This window comes from Ruminococcus sp., from assembly GCF_017549005.1.
Taxonomy (GTDB): Bacteria; Bacillota; Clostridia; order Oscillospirales; family Ruminococcaceae; genus Ruminococcus.
On the sequence record NZ_JAFYYT010000046.1, the window covers coordinates 59334 to 82325 of the forward strand.

General features: G+C 46.6%; 18 protein-coding genes. 13 read left to right on the forward strand and 5 right to left on the reverse strand.

The window, feature by feature from the left end; translation table 11 throughout:
- Nucleotide 1: 1 nt before the first annotated feature.
- Nucleotides 2–1366, reverse strand: coding sequence for a substrate-binding domain-containing protein (locus tag IKW96_RS11570; protein WP_296574881.1), 1365 nt, complete (start codon nucleotides 1364–1366; stop codon nucleotides 2–4).
- Nucleotides 1367–1890: 524 nt separating this feature from the next.
- Here IKW96_RS11570 and IKW96_RS11575 point away from each other — a divergent pair.
- The 6 genes from IKW96_RS11575 (at nucleotide 1891) to IKW96_RS11600 (ending at nucleotide 8137) form a co-directional block, all read left to right on the forward strand.
- Nucleotides 1891–2934: a leucine-rich repeat protein gene (locus IKW96_RS11575; RefSeq protein WP_296574884.1), complete on the forward strand. Its 1044-nt coding sequence runs from the start codon at nucleotides 1891–1893 to the stop codon at nucleotides 2932–2934.
- A 20-nt stretch (nucleotides 2935–2954) separates the two neighbouring features.
- Nucleotides 2955–4298 (forward strand): serine/threonine-protein kinase, encoded by a 1344-nt coding sequence (locus tag IKW96_RS11580; protein WP_296574887.1) that lies wholly within the window; start codon nucleotides 2955–2957, stop codon nucleotides 4296–4298.
- Between the two features lie 44 nt (nucleotides 4299–4342).
- A complete protein-coding gene (locus tag IKW96_RS11585) occupies nucleotides 4343–5218 on the forward strand; it encodes a VWA domain-containing protein (RefSeq protein WP_296574891.1) in 876 nt (291 codons plus the stop codon).
- A gap of 40 nt (nucleotides 5219–5258) precedes the next feature.
- Nucleotides 5259–6173 (forward strand): PP2C family serine/threonine-protein phosphatase, encoded by a 915-nt coding sequence (locus tag IKW96_RS11590; RefSeq protein WP_296574894.1) that lies wholly within the window; start codon nucleotides 5259–5261, stop codon nucleotides 6171–6173.
- A gap of 63 nt (nucleotides 6174–6236) precedes the next feature.
- Entirely contained in the window at nucleotides 6237–7391 is a 1155-nt protein-coding gene (locus IKW96_RS11595; RefSeq protein WP_296574899.1) for a proline-rich domain-containing protein, read from the forward strand.
- A gap of 206 nt (nucleotides 7392–7597) precedes the next feature.
- The gene (locus IKW96_RS11600) at nucleotides 7598–8137 is read left to right on the forward strand and encodes a hypothetical protein (protein ID WP_296574902.1); all 540 of its coding nucleotides are present in this window, start codon (nucleotides 7598–7600) and stop codon (nucleotides 8135–8137) included.
- A 140-nt stretch (nucleotides 8138–8277) separates the two neighbouring features.
- Here IKW96_RS11600 and IKW96_RS11605 read toward each other — a convergent pair whose 3' ends face one another.
- A complete protein-coding gene (locus tag IKW96_RS11605; RefSeq protein WP_296574908.1) occupies nucleotides 8278–9333 on the reverse strand; it encodes a hypothetical protein in 1056 nt (351 codons plus the stop codon).
- A gap of 293 nt (nucleotides 9334–9626) precedes the next feature.
- Nucleotides 9627–10586, reverse strand: coding sequence for a glycosyltransferase (locus IKW96_RS11610; protein WP_296574911.1), 960 nt, complete (start codon nucleotides 10584–10586; stop codon nucleotides 9627–9629).
- A 349-nt stretch (nucleotides 10587–10935) separates the two neighbouring features.
- Here IKW96_RS11610 and IKW96_RS11615 point away from each other — a divergent pair, with 349 nt between their 5' ends.
- From IKW96_RS11615 to IKW96_RS11640, 6 genes are all read left to right on the forward strand, one after another.
- Nucleotides 10936–11643, forward strand: coding sequence for a LytTR family DNA-binding domain-containing protein (locus tag IKW96_RS11615; RefSeq protein ID WP_296574915.1), 708 nt, complete (start codon nucleotides 10936–10938; stop codon nucleotides 11641–11643).
- Nucleotides 11643–12911, forward strand: a complete 1269-nt coding sequence (locus IKW96_RS11620) for a sensor histidine kinase (RefSeq protein WP_296574918.1) — start codon at nucleotides 11643–11645, stop codon at nucleotides 12909–12911. The genes IKW96_RS11615 and IKW96_RS11620 overlap by 1 nt, the downstream gene beginning before the upstream one ends.
- A gap of 256 nt (nucleotides 12912–13167) precedes the next feature.
- Nucleotides 13168–13752: an accessory gene regulator ArgB-like protein gene (locus IKW96_RS11625; protein WP_296574920.1), complete on the forward strand. Its 585-nt coding sequence runs from the start codon at nucleotides 13168–13170 to the stop codon at nucleotides 13750–13752.
- A gap of 20 nt (nucleotides 13753–13772) precedes the next feature.
- Nucleotides 13773–13925, forward strand: coding sequence for a cyclic lactone autoinducer peptide (locus tag IKW96_RS11630; RefSeq protein WP_296574923.1), 153 nt, complete (start codon nucleotides 13773–13775; stop codon nucleotides 13923–13925).
- Between the two features lie 285 nt (nucleotides 13926–14210).
- Nucleotides 14211–16364 carry a glycoside hydrolase family 11 protein gene (locus tag IKW96_RS11635; protein ID WP_296574926.1) on the forward strand — a complete coding sequence of 718 codons (2154 nt, stop codon included), beginning with the start codon at nucleotides 14211–14213 and terminating at the stop codon, nucleotides 16362–16364.
- Nucleotides 16365–16641: 277 nt separating this feature from the next.
- Complete coding sequence (locus IKW96_RS11640; RefSeq protein WP_296574928.1) at nucleotides 16642–19509, forward strand: immunoglobulin domain-containing protein; 2868 nt, start codon at nucleotides 16642–16644, stop codon at nucleotides 19507–19509.
- Nucleotides 19510–19620: 111 nt separating this feature from the next.
- Here IKW96_RS11640 and IKW96_RS11645 read toward each other — a convergent pair whose 3' ends face one another.
- Nucleotides 19621–20523 carry an alpha/beta hydrolase fold domain-containing protein gene (locus tag IKW96_RS11645; RefSeq protein ID WP_296574931.1) on the reverse strand — a complete coding sequence of 301 codons (903 nt, stop codon included), beginning with the start codon at nucleotides 20521–20523 and terminating at the stop codon, nucleotides 19621–19623.
- A 32-nt stretch (nucleotides 20524–20555) separates the two neighbouring features.
- Nucleotides 20556–20999 carry a flavodoxin gene (locus tag IKW96_RS11650; protein WP_296574933.1) on the reverse strand — a complete coding sequence of 148 codons (444 nt, stop codon included), beginning with the start codon at nucleotides 20997–20999 and terminating at the stop codon, nucleotides 20556–20558.
- A 155-nt stretch (nucleotides 21000–21154) separates the two neighbouring features.
- Here IKW96_RS11650 and IKW96_RS11655 point away from each other — a divergent pair, with 155 nt between their 5' ends.
- The gene (locus tag IKW96_RS11655; protein ID WP_296574937.1) at nucleotides 21155–22810 is read left to right on the forward strand and encodes an FAD-binding protein; all 1656 of its coding nucleotides are present in this window, start codon (nucleotides 21155–21157) and stop codon (nucleotides 22808–22810) included.
- The last annotated feature ends 182 nt before the right edge of the window (nucleotides 22811–22992 follow it).

The following is a 22992-nucleotide window of genomic DNA, read 5'->3' on the forward strand; positions in this document are numbered from 1 at the left end:
ATTATGAATTGTTTCCTGCAGACGAACTTGCCGACGCCGGATCAAGCATGAGCTTGATGAAGTCATCGTTCATGTTGTCGGCCTTAACAAATGAAACGCCTGTATTCAGGTGATTGGTCAGCTGCTCGCCCGTTATGGCTGCTGTAGCAAACTTAACGCCAACATATCCCATAACATAAGGATTCTGTACAACAGTTCCGTAGAGGACGCCGTTCTTGATGTTACTGATGATCTCGTCATCGGAGTTGAAGCCTACAGCAAATACCTTGCCTGAAAGGCCGAGCTCATTGATAGCGTCACAGATACCGAGTGTTGAATTGGTGTTTGTGCCGAAAAGGACAGAGAAACCGTTTCCGTCGGTTCCGAGAAGCTTCATAGCCTGTTCCTTTGCTTCCTTACGCTTTGAGCATGGCTCGGACTGTACGAAGCTCATCATGATATCCTGACGGATACGCTCATCGGCAGCGTCCTTTTCCTTCTGCTTTGCGAGAAGCTCAAGCTCAGCAGGTGTGAGTTCTTCTGTGTTCTGCTCTTCGGCTGCAGCTGCGCCGTCAGCACCGTATGCAGCAGCGTCTCCGCCTGCGGCTGCACCTTCTGCATCGCCGAAAGCAGCACCTTCTGCACCTGAACCGTCAGGAGCTCCGCCCCAGTCGCCTTCACCGCCGGGAGCTCCGCCGCCCATTGCAGCACCTGCGCCGCCCATGATGATAGCCATCATGTTGAGTGCGTCAAATTCAACGCCTCTTGTCTTACCGATGGATCTCTTGAGAGTATCGGTAAATCCGAGGACACGCATATCAGATGTGGAAGCTGTGCTTCCGATGATACCGATCTTCTTGATATCGGCTACGTCCTTGCCTTTTTCTCTCCAGCCCTTTACAACGTTTCTTGCAGCAGCTACGCCGCCGTCAAAGTCTGACGAATTTATCAGTGAAAGTGTAAGAGGATTGTTGGAATCAGGCGATATAACGTTAGAGTTGATAGCGATTACCTTGATACCCTTGTCAACAGCCTGCTGAAGAACATCATTGAGGTCTGTCTGACTGTTTGGTGCGATAACGATCGCTCTGACGCCGGCATTCATTGCCTGTTTGATATAGTCTACCTGTGAAGCGTAATCATTATCGCCCTCGGCAACGTTGTAAATGATCTCATAGCCGAGTTCCTTTCCTGCGTCCATAGCACCCAGCTTTACGTCATCCCAGAATGCGATCGGCTGTTTGGTGATAACTGCGATCTTTCCGCCGCCCGGTCTTCCGCCCTGCCGGCCTCCCTGTGGTCCACAACCGCCGCTCAGAAGCATTGCAGCTGACAGCGTACAAGCAGCGACGGTTCTGAAAACGCCATTTTTCTTGTTTCTGTTCATTATTCGAACCTCCTTTGATCAATTAGACCTTATACTGCCGCCGGATATCTGCAAACGCTTCTTTTTTCATGTCTCTGTAATTCATGTATCATGAACCGTAAGCCTGCGGCATTACCCCTGTACAAGTCCACTATTGATATCCATAATTCATTTTAGCACATTTCTTTAAGAATTTCAACAACTTTTTGTAAATCAATAGTCCGCGTGATAAACAAAATTAATCAAAAAAATCTATGCATTTTAATCAATTTTATACCTGTGGTTTAATCGAAAATCAAGTATACAAAAATTGGTACGACCAAATCTGCCGCTGATATTTTTTGCCGATATTACGCTCTGTAATGAACTTAAAAAATTTGCACAAATACAGTACGCTGTTTTTGTAAAAGATAATTCAATTTTGTATAACACCCCTTTTTTCCCTTGACATCAATATGGAAAAGTGTTATACTAATCGTGATAACAATATAAATACGCAAATATTTTAATTGCGCTGCTATATTCTTATGTCAGGAGGAGAGACCATGCAATGCGAAAAATGCAACGCACCACTTGACCCGAAGCTGTCTGCCTGCCCCAACTGCGGTGCCCCTGTTCCGCAGAATATCGAGGGATTTGAGAATACAATGGAGTTTCAGCATGAGCTTCGTGCGATCGTTGTAAATGACGGAACACGCGCTGTAGCCAATCAGGACAGATTTATAGGTCTGCTCAGCGATCATATACCGGATTACGATAAGGAGCGCCGGCTTCTTATTAATATGTACAAAATGGGTATCCTCAAGATACTTCTTGAAGACAAAAACCATGAAATATCCATAATGAAAGCCAAAAGCTTCATGCTCGGCGACCTTTTCCTCTCGGAAAGCGCTTCGGAATTTGTAGTTGCCTGCTATACCTACCTTCTCGGCTGGCCCTACGAATCGCATCTGAAGGTCCTTCCCGAGGACGAGAACGACGCGGACAGGAAGGAAGAAAACGCCAAGAAGAGACCTGTGGATATCAACGAGATGGTGTTCATGCCGCGTAACGCTCTGAGATACAGACTCAGCGGAAATATCGTCATTCCCGACGGATATACCAAGCTCGAAGCTTTCTGCTTCGATAAGTTTGGTTCGCTGAGAACTATCAAGCTGCCCTCTACCCTCCTTGCTATCGGAGAATATGCCTTCTCCTCGTGTAAGAGACTGAGAGGACTTGAGCTCCCCGAAGGACTGAGGATAATCAAGCAGGGCGCATTCAGTCAGTGTTCAAACCTTGTGGTAGTTAAGATACCGGACGGCGTTCTTGAGATCGAGGACAGTACATTCTCATTCTGTACAAGCCTCGAAGTCATCGAGATACCGCCGAGCGTCAGCAGTATAGGCGCGGAGGCGTTCTCGGGCTGTGATAAGCTCAGAAAGCTCTTCCTCCCCGAAAGCATCAAGTTCATCGACGCGAACGCTTTCTCATACTGCCCCAATCTTGTAATCTACTGCATTGAAAATTCATACGTTCATAAATACTGTTTAGCCACTGGAATAAGGTTCATCCTCGTGACCTCGGCTGAAGAATATGAGCTTGACTAAGAAAGAAAGGATGAGATCATATGATAGAGCTTGAAATAGGTCAGGAGGTCGAGATGGAATTTGGCGGCAAAGCCAAGGTACTCAGCGTCATTGGCAGCGGTGGTCAGGGTATCGTTTACCTCGTTCGTTTCAACGGTCAGAAATGGGCGCTGAAATGGTACGACATCAATAAGATGAGCAAGCCTGCCGCATTCCGCAAGAATCTCCAGAACAATATAAACGACGGCCCCCCGAGCAATAAGTTTCTGTGGCCGAAATACCTTACAAAAGAAGCGGAGGACGGTACCTTCGGATATATCATGGAGCTCAAGCCCGAGGGCTTCGACTCCTTCGTTGATATACTGAATACCTATAAGCTTGAGATTGATCCGCTCACGGGACGCGGTGTAAAACGTCCCGTCAAGTTCAACACTCTCAGCGCTATGGTGACCTGCGTCATCAATATCGTAAACGCTTTCCGACAGCTCCACCGTGCAGGTAAGAGCTATCAGGATCTTAACGACGGAGGCTTCTTCATCAATGTGAATACAGGAGCTGTCCTCGTCTGCGACTGTGATAATATCGCACCTGACGGAAGCAACTTCGGTATCGGCGGTAAACCCGGATATATGGCTCCCGAAGTCGTAAGAGGAATCGCCAAGCCGAACGTACAGACAGATAAGTATTCTCTTGCGGTCGTACTCTTCAAGCTCCTCTTCAGAGGAGACCCGATGGAGGGCGAAAAGGTCGTAAGGGACGTATGCCTTACAGAATCGTCAGAGCTAAAGCACTACGGTCAGAACGCAGTATTCGTATATGACCCCAACGACGATTCAAACCGCCCCGTAAGAGGTATCCATGACAACATCATCAAATTCTGGAGGATCTACCCCGATTACATAAAGGACGCTTTCATACGTTCCTTTACAACGGGCGTTACCGATCCTACAAAGCGTATCATCGAGAACGAATGGCAAAAGCTGTTCATACGCCTCAGAGCAGAAATAATCCAGTGCGGCTGCGGAAGAACGAATTTCAGCTCGATGTTCATCCAGCATAACGAAAAGACGTTCAAGTGTCCGAAATGCGGAATGGAATTTGTAACGATAGGTTTCAGCAACCGCGAATACCGCACGCCCCTCTATCTCGGATGTAAATTCTACACCTGCGAGATAGTTCCCGAATCCGACGACTTCACGTCTGTTGCAGGCGAGCTTGTTGAGAATAAAGTCAAGCAGGGCGTCCTCGGAATCAAGAATTGCTCCGACAGACAGTGGAAGGCAAAGATGCCTGACGGAGTTTTCTACGATATCGCTCCCGGTAAGGGCTTCCCCGTATGGCAGGGGCTCGAGATCGATTTCGGCGAAGTTAAAGCACAGATATAATCTGCTGAGCCAGAGCAGTAATACTGAAAGGATGTATGTAAATTATGAGCAATGAACGTTTTACAGAACCCGAAGTAAATGAGAACCAGAGCGTTACTCCTTCGGATGAATTGAATAACAATGTATCTGTATCTTCAGCTCCTGAAACAGACGACAGCATTCTCGATTTTGACGACGATCCCCTCAGCGCTACAAGCGTTTCCAAAAAGAGCCTTGTAGTATTCTTCCTGATAGATACTTCGGGAAGTATGAAAGGAAAGAAGATGGGCGAGCTCAATACCGTTATGGAAGAGCTCATCCCCGAGATACGCAGAGTCGGCGAAGCTGATACAGATGTAAAAGTCGCTGTTCTTACCTTCTCTACAGAGGTAAGATGGATGTACTCAAATCCTATCCCGATAGAGGATTTCGAGTGGGCAAGGCTCCGTGCGAGCGGCGTTACCAGCATGGGCGCTGCATTCAAGGAGCTCAACCACAGAATGTCAAGAAACAGCTTCCTCAATTCGCCTTCACTCTCATTCGCACCTGTTATATTCCTTATGACAGACGGATATCCTTCCGATGATTACAAGGAAGGCCTCAGAGAGCTCCAGACGAACAGCTGGTACAAGTTCGGCCTCAAGGCTGCACTGGGTATCGGTCAGGAAGCAAACGATAATATCCTTGCAGAGTTCACAGGCTCTAAGGATACAGTCGTTCACGCATACTCAGGCGGTCAGCTTGCTCAGATGATCAAGATCATCGCTGTAACATCAGCTCAGATAGGCAGTAAGAGTATGACGCTCTCTGATGATACAGGACAGGAGCTCGGTGAAGAAAATGTATTCGCCGCTAAGCAGAAGCTTCTCGGTCAGCAGATCCAGGAGCTCGTAAATACCAACGGCGAAGGCGACGATGTACCGTTCGATACAGGCTGGTAATAAACTATCAGAAATTATTCCTGAGGAGGACTGAAATAATATGTTCAACGGCTTCAGCCATTCGGTAATGGGCGCAAGTCATGAAAAAACGAACCTGGTTTGTCAGGACAGTTCTGCTTTCAAGGCAGAAGATCATTATGCTATCGCTGTCGTTGCCGACGGACACGGAAGCAAAAAGCACTTCAGAAGTCACCTTGGCTCAAAATTCGCTGTCGAAGCCGCTATAGAGGCTGTAGACAGATATTATGAGGACCGCGAGGCACTGGAAGCTAATCTTCCCGATAACTACAAATTAATACTGAAGAATATAGAGAAGCAGATCATTTCAAACTGGAATGTGAAGATCGAAAAGCACCTTGCGGAAAATCCTGTTACCGAAGAGGAAAAGAGTAAGTTCACAAAGGAGGAATTCGAGGCTATACTCCCCGAATCCTACTACGGCTCTACTCTCGTTGTCGCTGTTGCAGGCGAGGGCTATACCTTCGGCGTGCAGATAGGTGACGGAAGCCTTGTAGCTATCTTTGAGGACGGCAAGGCGGTAATGCCAATGGAATATAACGAGGCTGCACCTGCAAACGTAACAGCTTCCGTGTGCAATTCAAATGCGGCGGGAATGTTCAGCAGCTTCTACGCTCCCAACAAGAGGCTCATAGCGCTCTATGGTTCTACCGACGGACTTTATACTTCATTCGGAAGCGAGCATGATTTCCTCGATTATCATACCATAATCACAAGTCAGCTCGTAAATCTTGAGACATTCAAGACAGTCATAAAAAACAATCTCAGCAAGAGGTCGCATTTCGGTACAGAGGACGATATATCCCTCGCTTGTATCTATGACGACACTCTTCTCAAAGAAAAGCTGGATCTTATCAATCAGCGCGTAGCTGAAAACAAGAAGTCGGCTGCCGAAAGAAAGGCGGCTGCTCTCAGCAAGCAGGTCGAAGTCGAATAACTTCGATAATCAGGCTAAAACGCATTAACTGCGTTCAATATTTAAAGAAAAGTGGTGTTTTTTATGGAAATAGGCTCATTATATAATACAGCCAAAAACTTTGCAGAAACTTTAAAGCAGAAGAGGCCGGAGCTGACACAGTATGACGCAAATCTCTGCCTTATCATCGCAGATACGGGGGATATCTTTTCAGGCGTATCGACTGTATCCATAAACGAAGGCGCAGTTGAGGACGTTTCAGCTGAAAAGATTGCAGTAATGTCCATCGCTACTGCAAAGCACGTTATCGCAAAGCAGCTTATCGTCATCTCACTTGACGATTTCATCTATATCAGACCCGATGACGAGGCATTAGGCATTCTCGTTAATTCAAGCGTCGACAACAGCAGCTGTGAGGTCGTTCTCTCACCCGAAGAGGCAGTTACTGCCGCAAGTCTTGTTCCCGCTTCAGAGGCACCTGATTTCCTCAGCGGCTACGACGAGGCTGAGCTCGGCGCACCTGCCGAATTTGCAAACAGCATAGACGTTGATTCCACTAACCCGTTCAATAATGAGACAAGCAGTCAGGACGGCGTTCCGAATTCTCTCTATGAGCATCCCGAGGAGGCTCAGCAGCAGGGAGCAAGCGGATTTCCGAACATCAACCCGAACCAGCAGCACGGCTACCCTCAGGGTTATCCACAGCAGGGCGGCTTCCCGCAGCAGGGCTATCCGCAGCAGGGCTTCCCACAGCAGGGTTATCCGCAGCAGGGCTTCCCACAGCAGGGCTATCCGCAGCAGGGTTACCCGCAGCAGGGCTATCCTCAGCAGGGCTTCCCGCAGCAGGGTTATCCTCAGCAGAGCGGTTTCCCACAGCAGGGCTATCCGCAGCAGGGTTACCCGCAGCAGGGCTATCCACAGCAGGGCGGTTTCCCGCAGGGCATGAATGCTGCTCCTTACAGACAGGGATATACAGGCCATTCAGTTCATGGCGGTGCAGCACCTATCAGAAATAGCGTGTATCAGCAGTCCCAGAGCGTAAGCGTTACTCTCACCTCAAAGCCGGGCGGAGAAAGCGCTTTCAAGAAGAGACTTAGCAACTTCCTTGACACAGACGATGATGATATGTCAACAGGCGCAGATTCATCCGCTGACGCAGGTATGTCTAAAGAAGATATGCTCAAGCAGGCAAAGGACAGAAAGAAGATCGCAAAGGCAAATCTCAACTTAAAGAAATAAGATTTGATTTGTTTTGGTCATTTTAATGACAAACGGTCTTAATGCTTGGCAATTATTACCAAAGTTTTGGGTATTGCATTTTCTGTATTTATGTGTTATAATTACTTTGTATCACTGCGACAGTACTTTAAACCATTACTTTGAACGGACACTGCACACTCCCAGGGTGCAGCAGAATATATTTTGCGTTAAGGAAAGGGATAGCTATGAATTATTTGCTCAATATTGATGAAGCGGTTGACCGAAAGTTTCTTGTAACAAAGGCAATGCGCGGTCAGGCTGAGGTCGGCACAATTATCCATGTAATGGACGCCGAGCAGCAGGGACAGGCTGTGATAGTATATTACCGAGTTACAAGATATAATGAAAAATTCCACGATTATCAGGACTATACAGCAAAGTTTGAAAATCTTTCTGCGTTCTGTAAGTGGTGTCAGCCTGACAACTTCATCGCTCGAAATTATGAATGCTTCAGTATAAGAGATATACAGCACTACATAAAGGTCAAGAACAGGAACTTTGCTTCATTCTGCCTTCCTATCATTCTGATAGCTGCAATTATCATATGGGTAGTATTGGCTCTGCTTATGTTCAAGGATAATCTTATTATCGGAATCATAATCGGTGCTGTCCTTACTCTTCTTGTGCTTATCGGAGCTGTTTATCTGCTCAAGGTCCAGAAGAAGAAGGAAAAAATGCGCCTTTACCGAAAGGTAAGTGCAGGCTGGGGCGTAGTTTTTGAATAAACACCCCTATTTCATACCGTAAAACGTTATGCTTCATCACATAATAACACTTTACGCACTTTCCCTTATAGCTTAGGAAGTAATACATCGCCCCTTCAAGTTACGGCTTGAAGGGGCGTTTGAGCGTCATGGGATAAAACTCACTTTATTTTGCAGTCAAGTGCGAATTTTTCAAATATTTCGGGGAGCTTTTCTGTCAGTTTCTTCTTCTTTGAAGGTGACGTGAGCTCCAAACAGCATTCGAGGGCAGTACCGTCGTTCAGTTCGCGGAAGTATGCTATGCGGTACATCTTCTTGTTTCTGAACTCTGCACGGTACCGGAATATGCCATATTCCGTTTCAGTTACATCAAGCTCGTCGGCTTTGCCGAAAGCTTCGAGCCATGCGGAACGGATATTATCACAGCTTAGGTCTTCATATATTTCAGGAGCTGCCGTTAATAAGAAGTCCGCTGATGATTCGGAGCCTTCCCTTGCTATGTACGCATAGTCCTGGTATATCTCGCCAACGCCTGCGTCGTCGTAATCCGCAAAATGCTTGTCTTTTGGCGGAGTGACCTCGACTATGGTACCTTCAAACAGATCGATCTCCTTTGGCGGGCATACTCCGCTTGACTTTACCTCAGCCATTTTTCGGCTTCTGTCAAAGGCTTCCAATATCATTTCTCCGAGGCGTTCAGGAGCAACATCATTGTCAAATTCAAGGGGGGCGCTGAATGTCAGTACGCCTTTTTCACCTGTTGACAGCGAGCTGTCGTTCCATTTCTTTCTGCCCTCCTGATAGACATAATCAAGAACGAAAGCATAATGATCCTTTACGACCAGGTAATCAACAGAACATTCATCATAGCTCAGACGAAGCTCTTTGCCATTTTTAGCGCCGATGAACCGGCATATTTGCTGACGTTGCTCATCTTCAAAAGCTTCAATATCATCACAGCCCGTAAGTGCTTTGAATTCGTCAATAGTAAGGTCAGACAGCTCATGGAACCGAGCGAGCATCCTTTTAGCGATCATGCCTATTTCTTCAAGAGGAGCGTCAGCGCTTATTTTATCAAATTCGCAATATCTTCCTGCACATAAACCATCTTCTCTTGCTATTTCAATCTGCGACTGAAAGTAAACAATACCATTCCTCCTGCGAAATAACAGTGGGATACGGCTGCCGTTCATATATTCCTGTAGCTTAGCAATCATTTATTAGCCTCCTGTCTTATTATGGTCGTTCAGACTATAGCTGCTGATTTCATTTTATCAGTATCCAATAAAAAAATCAAGTCCCTTTTTGCGGTATCAGACACAAAAGGGACAGACAAACCTTTCACATATCAATAAAAAATGCCCCGTAGCTGCGCTTATCAAAGCGGTTTACGGAGCGTTTGTTAGAGAGGTAAAAGTCTGAGAGATAACTCCCCCAGACTTTTACTAATGAAGAATACTAACCCCATGAACACAGGGAAGGGACAGGAGGTTGTATTGGGGGGAAAGCGTTAGTTAGCTTCCGCAAAGGAATTCTTTCCTGCGGATAATTCAAGATGCTTGTATACTTCAAGCCAGATATTCTTGCCAGGTTCGGCTTTTCTGAGGCGTTCCCTGCGAACAGGGTCGAAAAAGGTCTTGAACTCGGTAAGTCCGTCAAGAAGCCTGTCGTTGTACTTTGTGAGCAGAGTTTCGAGGTTCGTTTTCCACTCGCTGTAGCGCTTGTTGTCGAATTTTTCCTTTTCGTAGAGTTTCAGCACTGCAACCTGCGGATTATACATGAGCTCAATGCCGTTTTTCATCATTCTGTAGCCGAACTCCCAGTCCTCTATCTCCTGTCCGCAGAATTCCTCGTCAAGTCCACCGAAGCGCCTGATACATTCCATAGGAATGGAGAGGTTAGAGGTCTGAGCGAATATCATCTTATAATGAACCTTATCGAATTCATAGCGGTAGGGCTCCATCATCTTTATGCGGATATCCTTTATGTAGTAATAGCTCTTGTTCTTGTCGAGACCGTATTTCTCGGGCTCTGTGAGCCAGTAGCGGATACCGTTCCTGAAAATATCGGAATTGTCGTCTGAGGTTCTTGTTTTGTCCTCAAAGACCTGCTTTGTGAGACCAAACTGCATTACAGGCCTGCCGACTTCCTTATAGGTGTTGTAATGACCGGATATAAAAGTTCTTGTGGCGATCTCGTCGCCGTTCAAGAATATCACCAGTTCTCCCGAAGCTTTTCTTATGCCGAGGTTTTTTGCCTCGCCCACGCTTTTGCCGTAGAACGGTATACAGCGGACTCTGAGATTAGGCGAACTCTTTTCGATATACTCCTCAAAGCTGTCCTGCTTGCCGTAATTTACGAAGATAAGCTCAAAATCGCTTTTGCTGAAGTCCTGGTTTTCCAGTGAATGAAAAAGTCTTACTGCCCTTTCAGTAGAAAAGGCGTAGGGAATTATAACACTGCATTTCATACTTTTCCCTTCTCCTTTTTGAAACCTAATATCCCATACCGCGCTCTAAGGCGCACCTGCTCGCTGAGGAGGTGCATACCCTGCGCTATATTTTTATTATAATATACTGGTCGGATAAATGCAACAAAAAATGCGTAAAGTGTAAAAAAAAAGCGCGAAGTGCCTAATTTTGTTCATAGTTTATTCATTTTATTATTAGAAATAGTTGAAAACCGATTGACAAATTATGAATAATATAGTATAATCAAATAGCAATGATATGTTCAAGCAGCCGCAATAATACGTCGTTCAACATCCGAAACATAGTCAGCCGAGTAAAAAACATGATGACAGTCAGGGGGGACGGCCTGTGAATATAGCTATATGTGATGATGAACAGAAGTATATTTCCAAAGTTAAGGAAGAGCTTTGTTCATTACAGTCCTATGAGAACGAATTCAGTTTCGATGAATTCAGCAGCGGAAAGGATCTGCTTGAAGACTTTTACAAGGGAAAGTATGATATCATAGTCCTCGATATCGAAATGGAAGGCATGACAGGCCTTGAGGCCGCCGAGTTCCTGCGCGACATCGATGAAAAGGTCATCATAGTTTTCCTTACGGGATATGAAAAATTCGCCTGTCAGGGCTATGCGGTAAGAGCTTTCAGGTATATACTGAAAAATCAGCCGCGCTCCGTTTACATGAAGCAGCTCGAGGACGCAGTACGCGAATGCTACAGGACCACGCGGTATATCATCGCCTCGGACGGCGATAAGGAGGAAAAGCTCTCCACAGACGACGTGTATTTCATAGAGGTATTTTCGCACAAGCTGCTGATACATACGAAAAACGGGGATTATTTCACCAAAGGTACTCTTTCCGAGTGTGAAAAACAACTTGCCGATCTTATGTTTGTAAGGCTTGACAAGAGCAGTCTTGTCAATATCGCAAATATAGACTATATACGGAAAAATGAAGTTATACTCACCAATGGTACTACCTTGTTTGCGAGCCGTAACCATATAAAAAACATAAAACAGTGTTTTATGGAATACAGCAGAAGCAGGTGGAGCTGATGAAAATAGCGGATATAATCATTGAATCTGTTAATTCGCTTTGCGAGGCAGGAATAATCGTTTTTTATCTTTATAAGATCATGAAGCACAAGTTCAGGTATCAGCCTGTGTTCCTGGCGCTTGCTGTTGCCGCTATGTTCGGAATCATAAACAGTATTACCCTTCTCGGAACCAACGAATGGGTGAGTATAGGAATAACGCTGGTGGCAATGATAATCATGTCGCTGATACTGTTTGAGAGCAGATTACGGGACGTCATCTTCTATTCCCTCCTGTTCTGCATAGGTATCATAGCTGCGGAGGTACTGGCGGCAGGAGCCCTTATGCTGCTGAATTTCGGCAATGTGTCTATACTGGGCATGGGGCGTATTATCGGCATGGCTGCCTCTAAGCTCTTCTGCTTCTGGATAGCAATGTACATTTCCGAGTATCTCAAGCCAAAACAAAGGGAGATCCCCTTCAAGAACTGGCTTCTTATCATATTTGTTCCGCTTCTTAGCATTATCACGCTCAACGGCATTTATGTCTCAAAAGAGCTTGATCCCCGTAAAACCGTGATATATCTGGTGTCGGTTGCAGGAATATTACTGCTGAATATATTCGTTTTCGACTTTTTCGACACCTATGCCAATACTATCAAGCTCCAGCTCATGGAGCAGCGATTGAAGTCGGAGGAAGAGAACTACAAGCTCATAGAGGAAAAATATACCGAGATACGCCAGCTCAAGCATGATTTCAGCAATCAGCTTGCTGCCGCCAAGAGAATGTTCAGTCAGGGCGAAAGTCCCGAGGCTCTCGATCATCTGGACAAGCTTTATTCCTCGGTAATGTCGGCAGGCGGCGTCTGCTATACGGGAATATCCTCCATTGACGCTATCGTCAATATGAAATGGGACCGTTCGCTCCAGCTGGAGCTCCCCTTTACCTGCAAGGTGGTATTCCCCGACAAAATGGACATAGACGAGCTCCTGCTGTGCAGGATAATCGCAAATCTCCTCGATAACGCCATAGAGGGCGCGGAAAACTCCTCGGCGGAGGATAAATTCGTGTATATCGCCCTTATTCAGAACAGCAACAAGCTGCGTATCTGCGTTATGAACTCCTCAGACGAGGTGGACGCGGATCATCTGAGAACAAAGAAAAGCGGCTTTGGTCACGGTATCGGCGTAAACAGCGTCAAAGAGGCGGTGAAGCAGCTTGACGGGATATTCTCCTTCAAGTGGGCTAACGGTATATTTACAGCTGATATCATGATAGCATACAAATAATATGAAATCTGCACATTCTGTTACAAAGTATTAACAAAATATGAACAAAAATCGCATTTCACGTCTAAAAAATCACATTTCACGCTTTAATCTTGATTTGAACGCCCCGATACGATATTATTAGAAGTAGTCTGCTCCGTCTGAATGCAGACATCTATCCACGGCAAATGCCGTGGATACTCCGCTTATTATCGCGGAGCTTCGGTATTGTCATCGGGAAAACTACCCCACCCCTGCTGACAAAGAAGGAGTATCCGTGATAGAGAAATTAGCCTTGAAAACTGCGGTTTTCTTTTCAAATAACAGGATCATCGATTCAGATGATGTGGAAGCCTGTGCTTTCGGACTGGAGATACTGTTCTCCACTGTCATTAATTTTGCTGTGGTGCTTGCTGTTGCGGTACTCACAAGGGAATTTCTTGCATTTGCGGTCTTTTTTGCTTCATTCATACCTTTCAGGTTGAATGCGGGAGGATTTCACGCAAAGACTCATAAAGGCTGTACTGCAGTGCTCGTTGCGGCGCTTCTTTTGTATATAGCGGCGCTGAGGTTCATGCCTGCCACTGCAAAGACTATTTCAGCGGCGATGTCCCTGATCATCTCCATAATTATCATTTTCAAGTTTGCGCCCGTTGAACATCCCAACAATCCTCTTTCCAACAAATCAAGACATAAACTCAGGAAAAGATCAATTATACTTTTGTGTATATGGTCTGCGCTCTGTATTTTATTATTTTTTATACGTCCCGGTCTGGCGTTTTATACAGTGTCGGGAGTTTCACTTTCAGCTGCTTCAATGCTTGCTGAAAAGATAAAAGTGTCATTGATGAGAGAAAAATAATTGGAAGGAAGGTCATGATCATGAAATTGTTGAGATCGTTCATGTTGAAATACGGTACAATCATCGCAGTCGCTGCACTCACAACGGGAAAATACGCGGCAAATCAAGCCTGCTGGTTCATTTTCAATCAGCCTAAGGTTCCCGAAAGTATGAAGAAATACATAAAAGAATAAAGCAAAAGCGCGGAATTGATCCGCGCATTTTTTGTTTATAAGGTTTATTGGGTTGAGTTGATATTTTGACTTGTCAATTATTGCTTTTTTGTGTACAGAAATTGCTTTTTTCACTGTATAATCTTTACAAATCTGTACAAATGGTGTATATTGTAGTTGAAAACGAATAATATAGAACGGGAAAACGGGAGATTTTTTATCTTACTTTAACTAAAAAAGGAGGAAAGCCCAAAACACTGATAGGCAAAGAGAAAACAGACAAATGTATAATGAGGAGTGATTTTTTTGAATTTTAAAAACTTTAAAAGGGCAGTCAGCGGCACAGTTTCCGCGCTTATGGTCGCAGCAAGCTTACCTGCAGCTACAGCAGTAAATGCTGCCGATCAGCAGACAAGAGGAAACATAGGCGGCTATGACTACGAAATGTGGAACCAGAACGGTCAGGGCAACGCTCAGATGAATCCTTCGGCAGGCTCTTTCACCTGTTCATGGAGCAACATTGAGAACTTCCTTGCACGTATGGGCAAGAACTTCGACAGCCAGAAGAAAAATTACAAGGCTTTCGGAAACATTGTCCTCACTTACGACGTTGAGTACACACCTCGCGGAAACTCATATATGTGCGTATACGGCTGGACAAGGAACCCTCTCATGGAGTACTACATAGTTGAAGGCTGGGGCGACTGGCGTCCACCCGGAAACGACGGCGAGAGAAAAGGCAACGTGACCCTCAACGGCAACACATATGAGATCGCCAAGACAATGCGTTACAACCAGCCCTCTCTCGATGGTACAGCTACTTTCCCTCAGTACTGGAGCATAAGGACCACAAGCGGTTCTGCAAATAATCAGACAAACTATATGAAGGGCACTATCGACGTATCCAAGCACTTCGACGCATGGTCGCAGGCAGGACTTGATATGTCAGGTACTCTTTACGAAGTATCTCTCAATATCGAGGGTTACAGATCAAACGGACAGGCTAACGTCAAGAGCGTAACAGTTACCACGAATGCAGGCGATGACCAGATGGGTCAGGAGTCTCAGGGCGGCGGCAATGCAGGCGGCGGACAGGGCGGCTTCGACTTCGGACAAGGCGGCGGCCAGCAGGGCGGCTTCGACATGGGCAACTTCGACTGGAGTCAGTTCCAGGGCGGCGGCGGACAAGGCGGCTTTGACTTTGGTCAGGGCGGCGGTCAGCAGGGCGGCTTTGACTTCGGACAGGGCGGCGGCCAGCAAGGCGGCTTCGACTGGAGCCAGTTCCAGGGCGGCGGTCAGCAGGGCGGCTTTGATTTCGGACAGGGAGGCGGCCAGCAGGGCGGCTTCGGCGGCGACAACGGCGGCCAGCAGCAGGGCGGCAATAACGGCGGCGGTGCTGCAGCTACAGACAAGCTCATAAAGATAATGCCCGTCGGCGACTCTATCACCAACGGTGACGGAGAGCAGGGCGGTTACAGAAAGTACCTCTACGACGCTCTCACAAAGAAGGGCTATAAGATAGATATGGTAGGTCCCAACGGCAGAAACAGCGCTTCAGCCAACGGAATCACATATGACGACAATCACGCAGGCTACAGCGGATATCAGATAAAGGAAGTTCCAAGCTGGGGACAGCAGCAGGGCGGCAAGGGCAGCTTATACAACGAGCTCAAGAACGCCAATGCTGTTAAACAGGCTCAGCCTGATATCATACTTCTCATGATCGGTACAAACGACCTGACAGCTAACCGCTCAATGGACGCTTGTGCTTCCGACCTCCGCGCAATGCTTGATTATATGCTTGCAGATATGCCATCTGACGGCATGATCTTCCTCTGCTCAGTTCCCGAGCATACAGCTTACGGCGGAAATACTCAGAAAATAGGCAACTACAACAACACCGTAAAGCAGGTTGCTGAGGAGTACGCAGGCAAGGGCAAGAACGTAAAGTTCGCAGACGTTCACGGCTGTCTTGACGGCATGAACGATATCGGCGGCGACCAGCTCCACCCCAACGGCGGCGGCTACAAGAAGATAGGCAACTTCTTCGCAGGAGTCATCGAGGATTATGTAGCAGCTTCTGCACCTGTAGTTACAACAACAACTACTACGACTACAACCACAACTACTACCACTACAACTACAACAACGACAACAACTACTACCACAACTACCGCAGAACCTACAACAACAACTACTACAACTACAGCAGAGCCTGAATTAAAGATGACAAAGGCAGGCGACGTAAACTGCGACGGCGAGCTCGATATGGGCGACGCAGTCCTCATCATGCAGTCACTTGCAAACCCCAACAAGTACGGCGTAGGCGGTACTGACAAGAACGCTCTCACAGAGCAGGGCAAGGTAAACGGTGACGTTTATACCGAATCCAAGGGACTTACGTCAAATGACGCTCTCAAGATACAGCAGTTCCTGCTTGGTATTATCAAAAGCTTATAAGACATAATTTACCCTATACCGGGAAAAGGCATAAAGAATTTACTTCTTTATGCCTTTTTTCTTTTGATAGTGACAATACTCACTTGATAGGTGACAAATCTCACGCAGAAAGTGACAAATGACACGTTCCAAACGGCTTCCGTATGTGATATCATAATGACAGTGAAGAACACGGATAACAAAATTCAAAAAAGGAGGTGAAAACTCAGGGGGTAACTGTTATCCGGTAACGTTCACAGGTGGATATCAAAAATTTATTTTAACGGAGGTTGTTATTATGAAAAAGTATTCAAAGAAAATGCTGGCATTATTACTGGGAGCTATGACTCTGCAGAATGGTATCACAACTGTTTCGGCAAGTGCAGCTGAAACAATTTCACGCCAATCAGAATTAAGAACAGTCGCATTTGAAGAAACCGAACCTGATTTTTCCGAGGACGAACAGATGCTGTTCAAAAATGGCGGTATCAGACCTTCTTCCGTAAACGGTCTGAACACGGAGCCTATCTTCACAATGCCGTCTTCCGCTGAAAGAGGTCCTTACGCTATCGTTATAACAGGGAAGAAGAAGCAGAAGTTTGAACCCGAGATAGAGCATGAGGCAGGCTTAGGAAAGAAAAAGACCAAAGAATATGAAGAGCTGTGCAATCAGATAGACGCCGCTCTCGAAAATGGTCCTGTTCTCTTCTGTGTGGGTGTCACAGAAGCTGACGCAGAAAAGATTGCCACTATCCTTTCCCGTGATTACGAGCTTGAGATAGTCGGAAGAAAAGGCAACATTTCTGTAAGCGTTACCAATGATAAGGACGCGTACATACTGAAATACGGCGAGTCCGTGGAGCTCGGCGTTGAAGTAACGGGCGGCTTCGGTACACTTTCTTATCAGTGGTACAAGGACGGTTCGGCGGTAAGGGGCGCGACTTCCGCAGTATATACAGCTTCAGAGGTCGGCAGTTACACCTGCAAGGTTACCGATTATATCGGCTTCAAAGCCACATCAAAGGCTGTCAATATCGTATCAACACTGTCATTCACAAAGCTTCCCGATGATATCTTCATCGCAAAGGGCGGAAGCGGAGAGATGTCGGTAGAGATATCGGGCGGACTTGCTCCGTATACCTATCAGTGGTACAAGGACGGCGCAGAGATAGCCGATTCCGATTCCGCGTCATATACCGTTACAGCCGCAGGCAGGTACAACTGCAAGGTAACTGACTCCCTCGGTCAGGAGATAACGGGAAGATACGGAACGGTCTATGTTGCCGAGGATCTGGTCCTCACCACCGATCTCAGTGATAAGGAGATCATGCCTGCAAGCGGAGTAGTGCTAAAGGTCGCTGCAAAGGGCGGATACGGAACATACTCCTATCAGTGGTACAAGAACGGTTCAGCTGTAAGCGGAGCAACAAGTCAGAGCTACGGCACTACAACAGCAGGAAGCTATTATTGTATCGTTTCCGACAATTTGGGACAGTCCGTAAAGAGCAGGACCTGCGAGGTCATTGCAAAGCTTGCTGTTACTTCACAGCCTCAGTCAAGGACAGTGGTTAGCGGAAAGACAGCTGCCCTCTCAGTCAGCGTAAGCGGCGGCAAAACACCTTATACATATCAGTGGTACAGGAACGGTTCGGCTGTAAGCGGAGCAAATTCAAGTACTTACAATGCTTCTTCTTCGGGCAATTACTACTGCCTTATCAAGGACGCTTCAGGACAGAGCATTACTACAAATACAGCTATAGTTACAGTTGCAAACGCTATATCCATCACATCACAGACTCAGAATTACCCCGTACTTTCACCGGGCGGAACAGTTTCACTCAAGGTATATGCAAGCGGCGGCTATGGAACTCTCAAGTATCAGTGGTACAAGGGCAACGGCACAGCTGTAAGCGGAGCTGACAGCTATATGTACAGCGCAACAGCGGCAGGCATATATTACTGCAAGATAACGGACGAACTGGGACAGTATAAGTATTCAAGCAATATCACCGTAGTAAACAAGCTTGCTATCTCTTCACAGTCAGGAAACGTAAGTATCAACAGCGACAGCAGTACTACACTTTCAGTTATCATGACAGGCGGCTACGGAACTCTCAAGTATCAGTGGTACAAGAGCAATGGTACGGCTATAAGCGGCGCTACATCAAGAACTTACACCACAGGTACGGCAGGAACATACTACTGCAAGATAACAGACCAGGCAAATCAGACAGTATATTCAGCAAACAAGACAGTAACAGTTATCACATACCGTATCACATCACAGCCTAAGAGCGGCGTTATCGCTTCCGACAAGGGCTACAAGCTCTCAGTAGGAGTAACAGGCGGTAAGACTCCGTATAAGTACACATGGAGAAAGGACGGCGGCTATATAGGCAATACAGCTGGCCTCACAGCATATGAGCCTGGTAAGTACTACTGCACTATCGTTGACGCAGACGGCAAGACGCTCACAAGCGACACAGTTACACTTAAAAAGGATTACCTCAGATTTACAAACACTTTCCCCGTATATGCAGTAAGAGAAGGCAATTACTACCACCTCAAGGCAAGTGCGGCAGGCGGCTCCGGTAATTATTATTACTACTACTGGCAGAAAATGGCAGCAGGCACGAATGAGTGGGTATACACAGACTGTCACGACCCCGAGCTCTACGTATATGCAGGCACATCAAAGGGTGATATCTACAGATGCTGCATTACCTGCGAGCATTCTTACGAACCCGGATATGCATATCTCTGGGGACCAAGAGTATACATTGCCGATCCTATGACTATTACAACAAAGACATGGTTCGGCAGCACATACGGTTTCCTTACAGTAAATGGCAAGGAAGGCTTCGGTCCTTATACCGTCAAGTGGTACAAGAGAACTGCGGAGGACAGAGAAAACTACAAGGCGGCAAAGCTTATATCGACAACTTACGCAAACGATATCTCAACTATCAACTACACGGTATATAAGAGCAGGACAACATCGGGAACATATACATATTACGTAGATTACTTCAATTCGATATGGGATTACGGAAAAAAATCCTATAAAGCTGATAATTTTGACCTGTACACTTGTGAAATAACAGATGCAACAGGTACGACTGTAAAAACTTCGGAATTCTATGTAAGCACAAGCATATTCAACTGATAATCAAACAGCAATAATGACCTCTCCCCGAACCGCAATGGTCCGGGGAGAGGTTTTTATGTCTTTAGCTGTATTATTGCCTAAGGGCGATATATCATGCGTATTTGCTGATTAACCTTTTATCTTCGATACCATGATGTCGTATTCCTCACGGCTCTTTTTTAATAAAGCATAGTCGTGAGCTCCGCCCTTTTTCTCGAAATAAGTGAAAGGGTGTCCCTCTTTTTTCATTTTTGCGGCAAAACGCCTTGCGGGAATGTTCATCATATCATGAGTTCCAGAAAACATTGTTATATGCGGGAGCTCCCTGATACTGCCCTTTGTGGCGTCAGCCCTGTATTCGCTCACGTCCAGGTCGCCGAGCCACAGCTCGCTTATCTTGCTTACGGGGAAGAGTCCCAGGATAGCGTCGTTCTTTTTTATATATTCCGCCCTTTTCTGCTCTTTTTCGTTCATTTCTCCGATTATGAAGCCCGGAGAGATAAGAATTATCTCGTTTGCAAGTGGGAGTCCCCTGTCTCTTGCGAGCATTGACAAGGAAAGGGAAAGAGTTCCGCCTGCGGAGTCCCCTATTATGGTCACATCTTCGGGACGGCTGTTTTTCATGAGTTCCCTGTAGACCTCCATGAGCATTATATGGCACTCCTTGGCGTTGCTCTCGGGGACCATAGGGTACTCGGGAAATATTATCTCACAGCCCGTATCTCTTGCAAGGCGCTGACAAAGTCTCCAGTGCAGGGGCAGGGCTTCGAGGAAAAAACCTCCTCCGTGTATAAACAGGACCTTTTTATTGCTCCTGTTGTTTTTGTCTCTTACTATGTAGTATAAACCGCCTTTTACTCTGCGTTTTTTAATGTCCATTTTTGCTTTTACGCTTTTGGGCGGAGCAGAGTTCTGAGGGAGCTTTTTTTTCAGCTTTGCAAGTCCTTCGGCAAATTCGGGATTATCGAGTTTTGTAAGCGCGATGAAGTCCCTCATGGAAAAACGTATCAGCTTTTTTAATATAAAATTCATGAATAGCGTCCTTTTGTAAGAATTTCCTGATATCAGAGCACCTCATCAGCGGAGGTGACTCTTTTTGCGTCCTCTATCTTTCCGCCCCTGACATAGGGTTCAAGCTTCTCGGCAGTCTTTCCGATGCCGCTGCTGCCCGATGTGGCGAAAATGCGGATAGTCTTGCCTGTCCAGTCATAGTCCTTGCAGAAGGTATTGACCACATTGGGAGCTGCATAATACCATATGGGAAAGCCGAGATAAACAGTGTCGTATTCTTCCCAGTTCTGCACCCTGTCGGCGACGGGAACGTCCTTTTTGCCTATTTTCTCGCGGTTGCAGCGCGCAAGCGGATTCATCCACCTGAGGTCGGCAGCGCTGTAGGGTTCAACAGGCTTTATCTCGTGGATATCTGCGCCGAGCTTTTTCGCGAGTTCCTCTGCTATCTTTCGTGTCTTGCCTGTTTCTGCGCTGAAATATGCTACTAATGTTTTCATGGTGTATCCCTGCCTTTCAGAAAAATAGGTATCTTATGGAATGATTATACCACAACTGCGTTTTTATTTCAAGGTGTTTTCATAAATGAATTGACTTTTCGGTCAGAAGTGGTATAATTTAATCATACAGTTTTTTACGGAAGGAATGATATATCATGGATAATACAACATTTGCAGTACCTGATGGAATAACTGCGGCGGAAGTAGGCGATTCCTGCTGCGAACTGGGAAATATAGTCCCCGACCGCACGGAAGGCCACGAAATAGTAGTCGTAGGTGCAGGCGCTTCGGGAGTCCCTGCGGCAGGCTGGGCGGCTGAGCTTGGTGCCGATACCGTGCTCCTGCAAAAGGAAGCAACTGTCATATCACAGGGCAACTGCGGCTCTGCTATTATAAAGTCGCGCTCCACCGAGGCAGGTATTTCCAAGTGGATACACCATACCAACAGCCTCTGCGACTGGAGAGCCGATACGAAGCAGCTCCGCGCATATGTCGAGTATTCCGAGGAAGCCATGATGTGGTTCCTCAACCGTGCGGGACTTACAAAGGAGACCGAATACGGCGACGGCAGCAAGGTGGACAACAACGCCGAAAGCGCAAAGCTCCTCAACGACGGGGACAAGCTCTGTGCTTTCAGAAGTACCAGCGGCGACTTCACAGGCGTGTGGAGAGACCGCATGAACAGCTACGATTACGGTGACGACCACTGCTATTTCTGGGCTCCGTGGATAGGTCCCAAGCCTCTCAACGTGGGAAATGCCCTTCACAATGTCCTCAATAACATAATGGCAAAGCATGACAATCTCCGCGCTTATTTCTCAACGCCTGCGGTAAAGCTGGTCATGGACGGAAAGAGAGTTGCAGGTGTTATCGCAAGAGACAGGGACGGAAAGTATATACAGTTCAACGCCTCAAAGGCGGTCATACTCGCTACCGGCGACTATACAAACAACGCCGCTATGGTAAGGCGCTGGTGTCCGGATATCGCAGAGTTTGACAAGAAGCAGTTCGGCAAGACGGGCGACGGACATATCCTTGCCATAAGCGCAGGTGCGAAAATGGAGAACCTTGGTCATACAAAAATGATGCACGATTTTGACTCTGCCCTTATGTTCGAGGAGCCTTTCCTCTACCTCAACATGGACGGTGAGCGCTTTACAAACGAGTACACAGGCTTCGTATATATGGGAAATCTGCTGAAATATCAGCCGAAATTCAAGGGAACGATGCTGGACGCAGACCACAAGGACGGTTCAAAGGGCTGGTACTGCGCTGTTTATGACAGCAGCTACACCGAATGGAGCAAGGACGAGTTCGTGGACGGCTGCGTTCCGCCTTTCGTTATGGAGAAGTTTATCCCGGGAGCTGTCGAGGAGCCTCAGGGCGTTTTCAAGAACCTCATCGACCTTCACAGGTGCGATACTCTTGAGGAGCTCGCAAAGGAGCTTGGCATTCCGTATGATAAGATGAAGGCTTCGGTAGACAGGTATAACGAGCTCTGCGAAAAGGGCTGCGATACGGACTTCGGCAAGCCGGCGAAGTATATGCATAAAATTGAAAAAGCTCCCTTCTGGGGAGCAAGGAAGCATATCCGTGTTTCTGCCGAAGTATCAGGAGTTATCACCAATGAGAACGCACAGGCTCTCGATTCCGGTGGCAAGCCGATAGAAGGACTTTACTGTGCAGGCAATCTCGGAGGTCCGTTCTACGGCGGAGCTGATTATCCGTTCCACCAGACGGGACTATCGCTCGGTCGCTGCTACACATTCGGAATGATAGCAGCAAAGCACGCACTGAGAATGCTTAAATAAAATACTGATCCGGCATCGGATATAAAATGAGCTCTGTTTCAGCAACAGAGCTCATTTTTGTTATTTACTTTCCGATATTTCTGAGAATATCAAAAACTCTTGAGGATTTAGCGGTTGCCGCACCAAAAATAATCATCATGAATGCTGCAAGAGCTATAAATACGTTTGTCAGAGAGTAATTG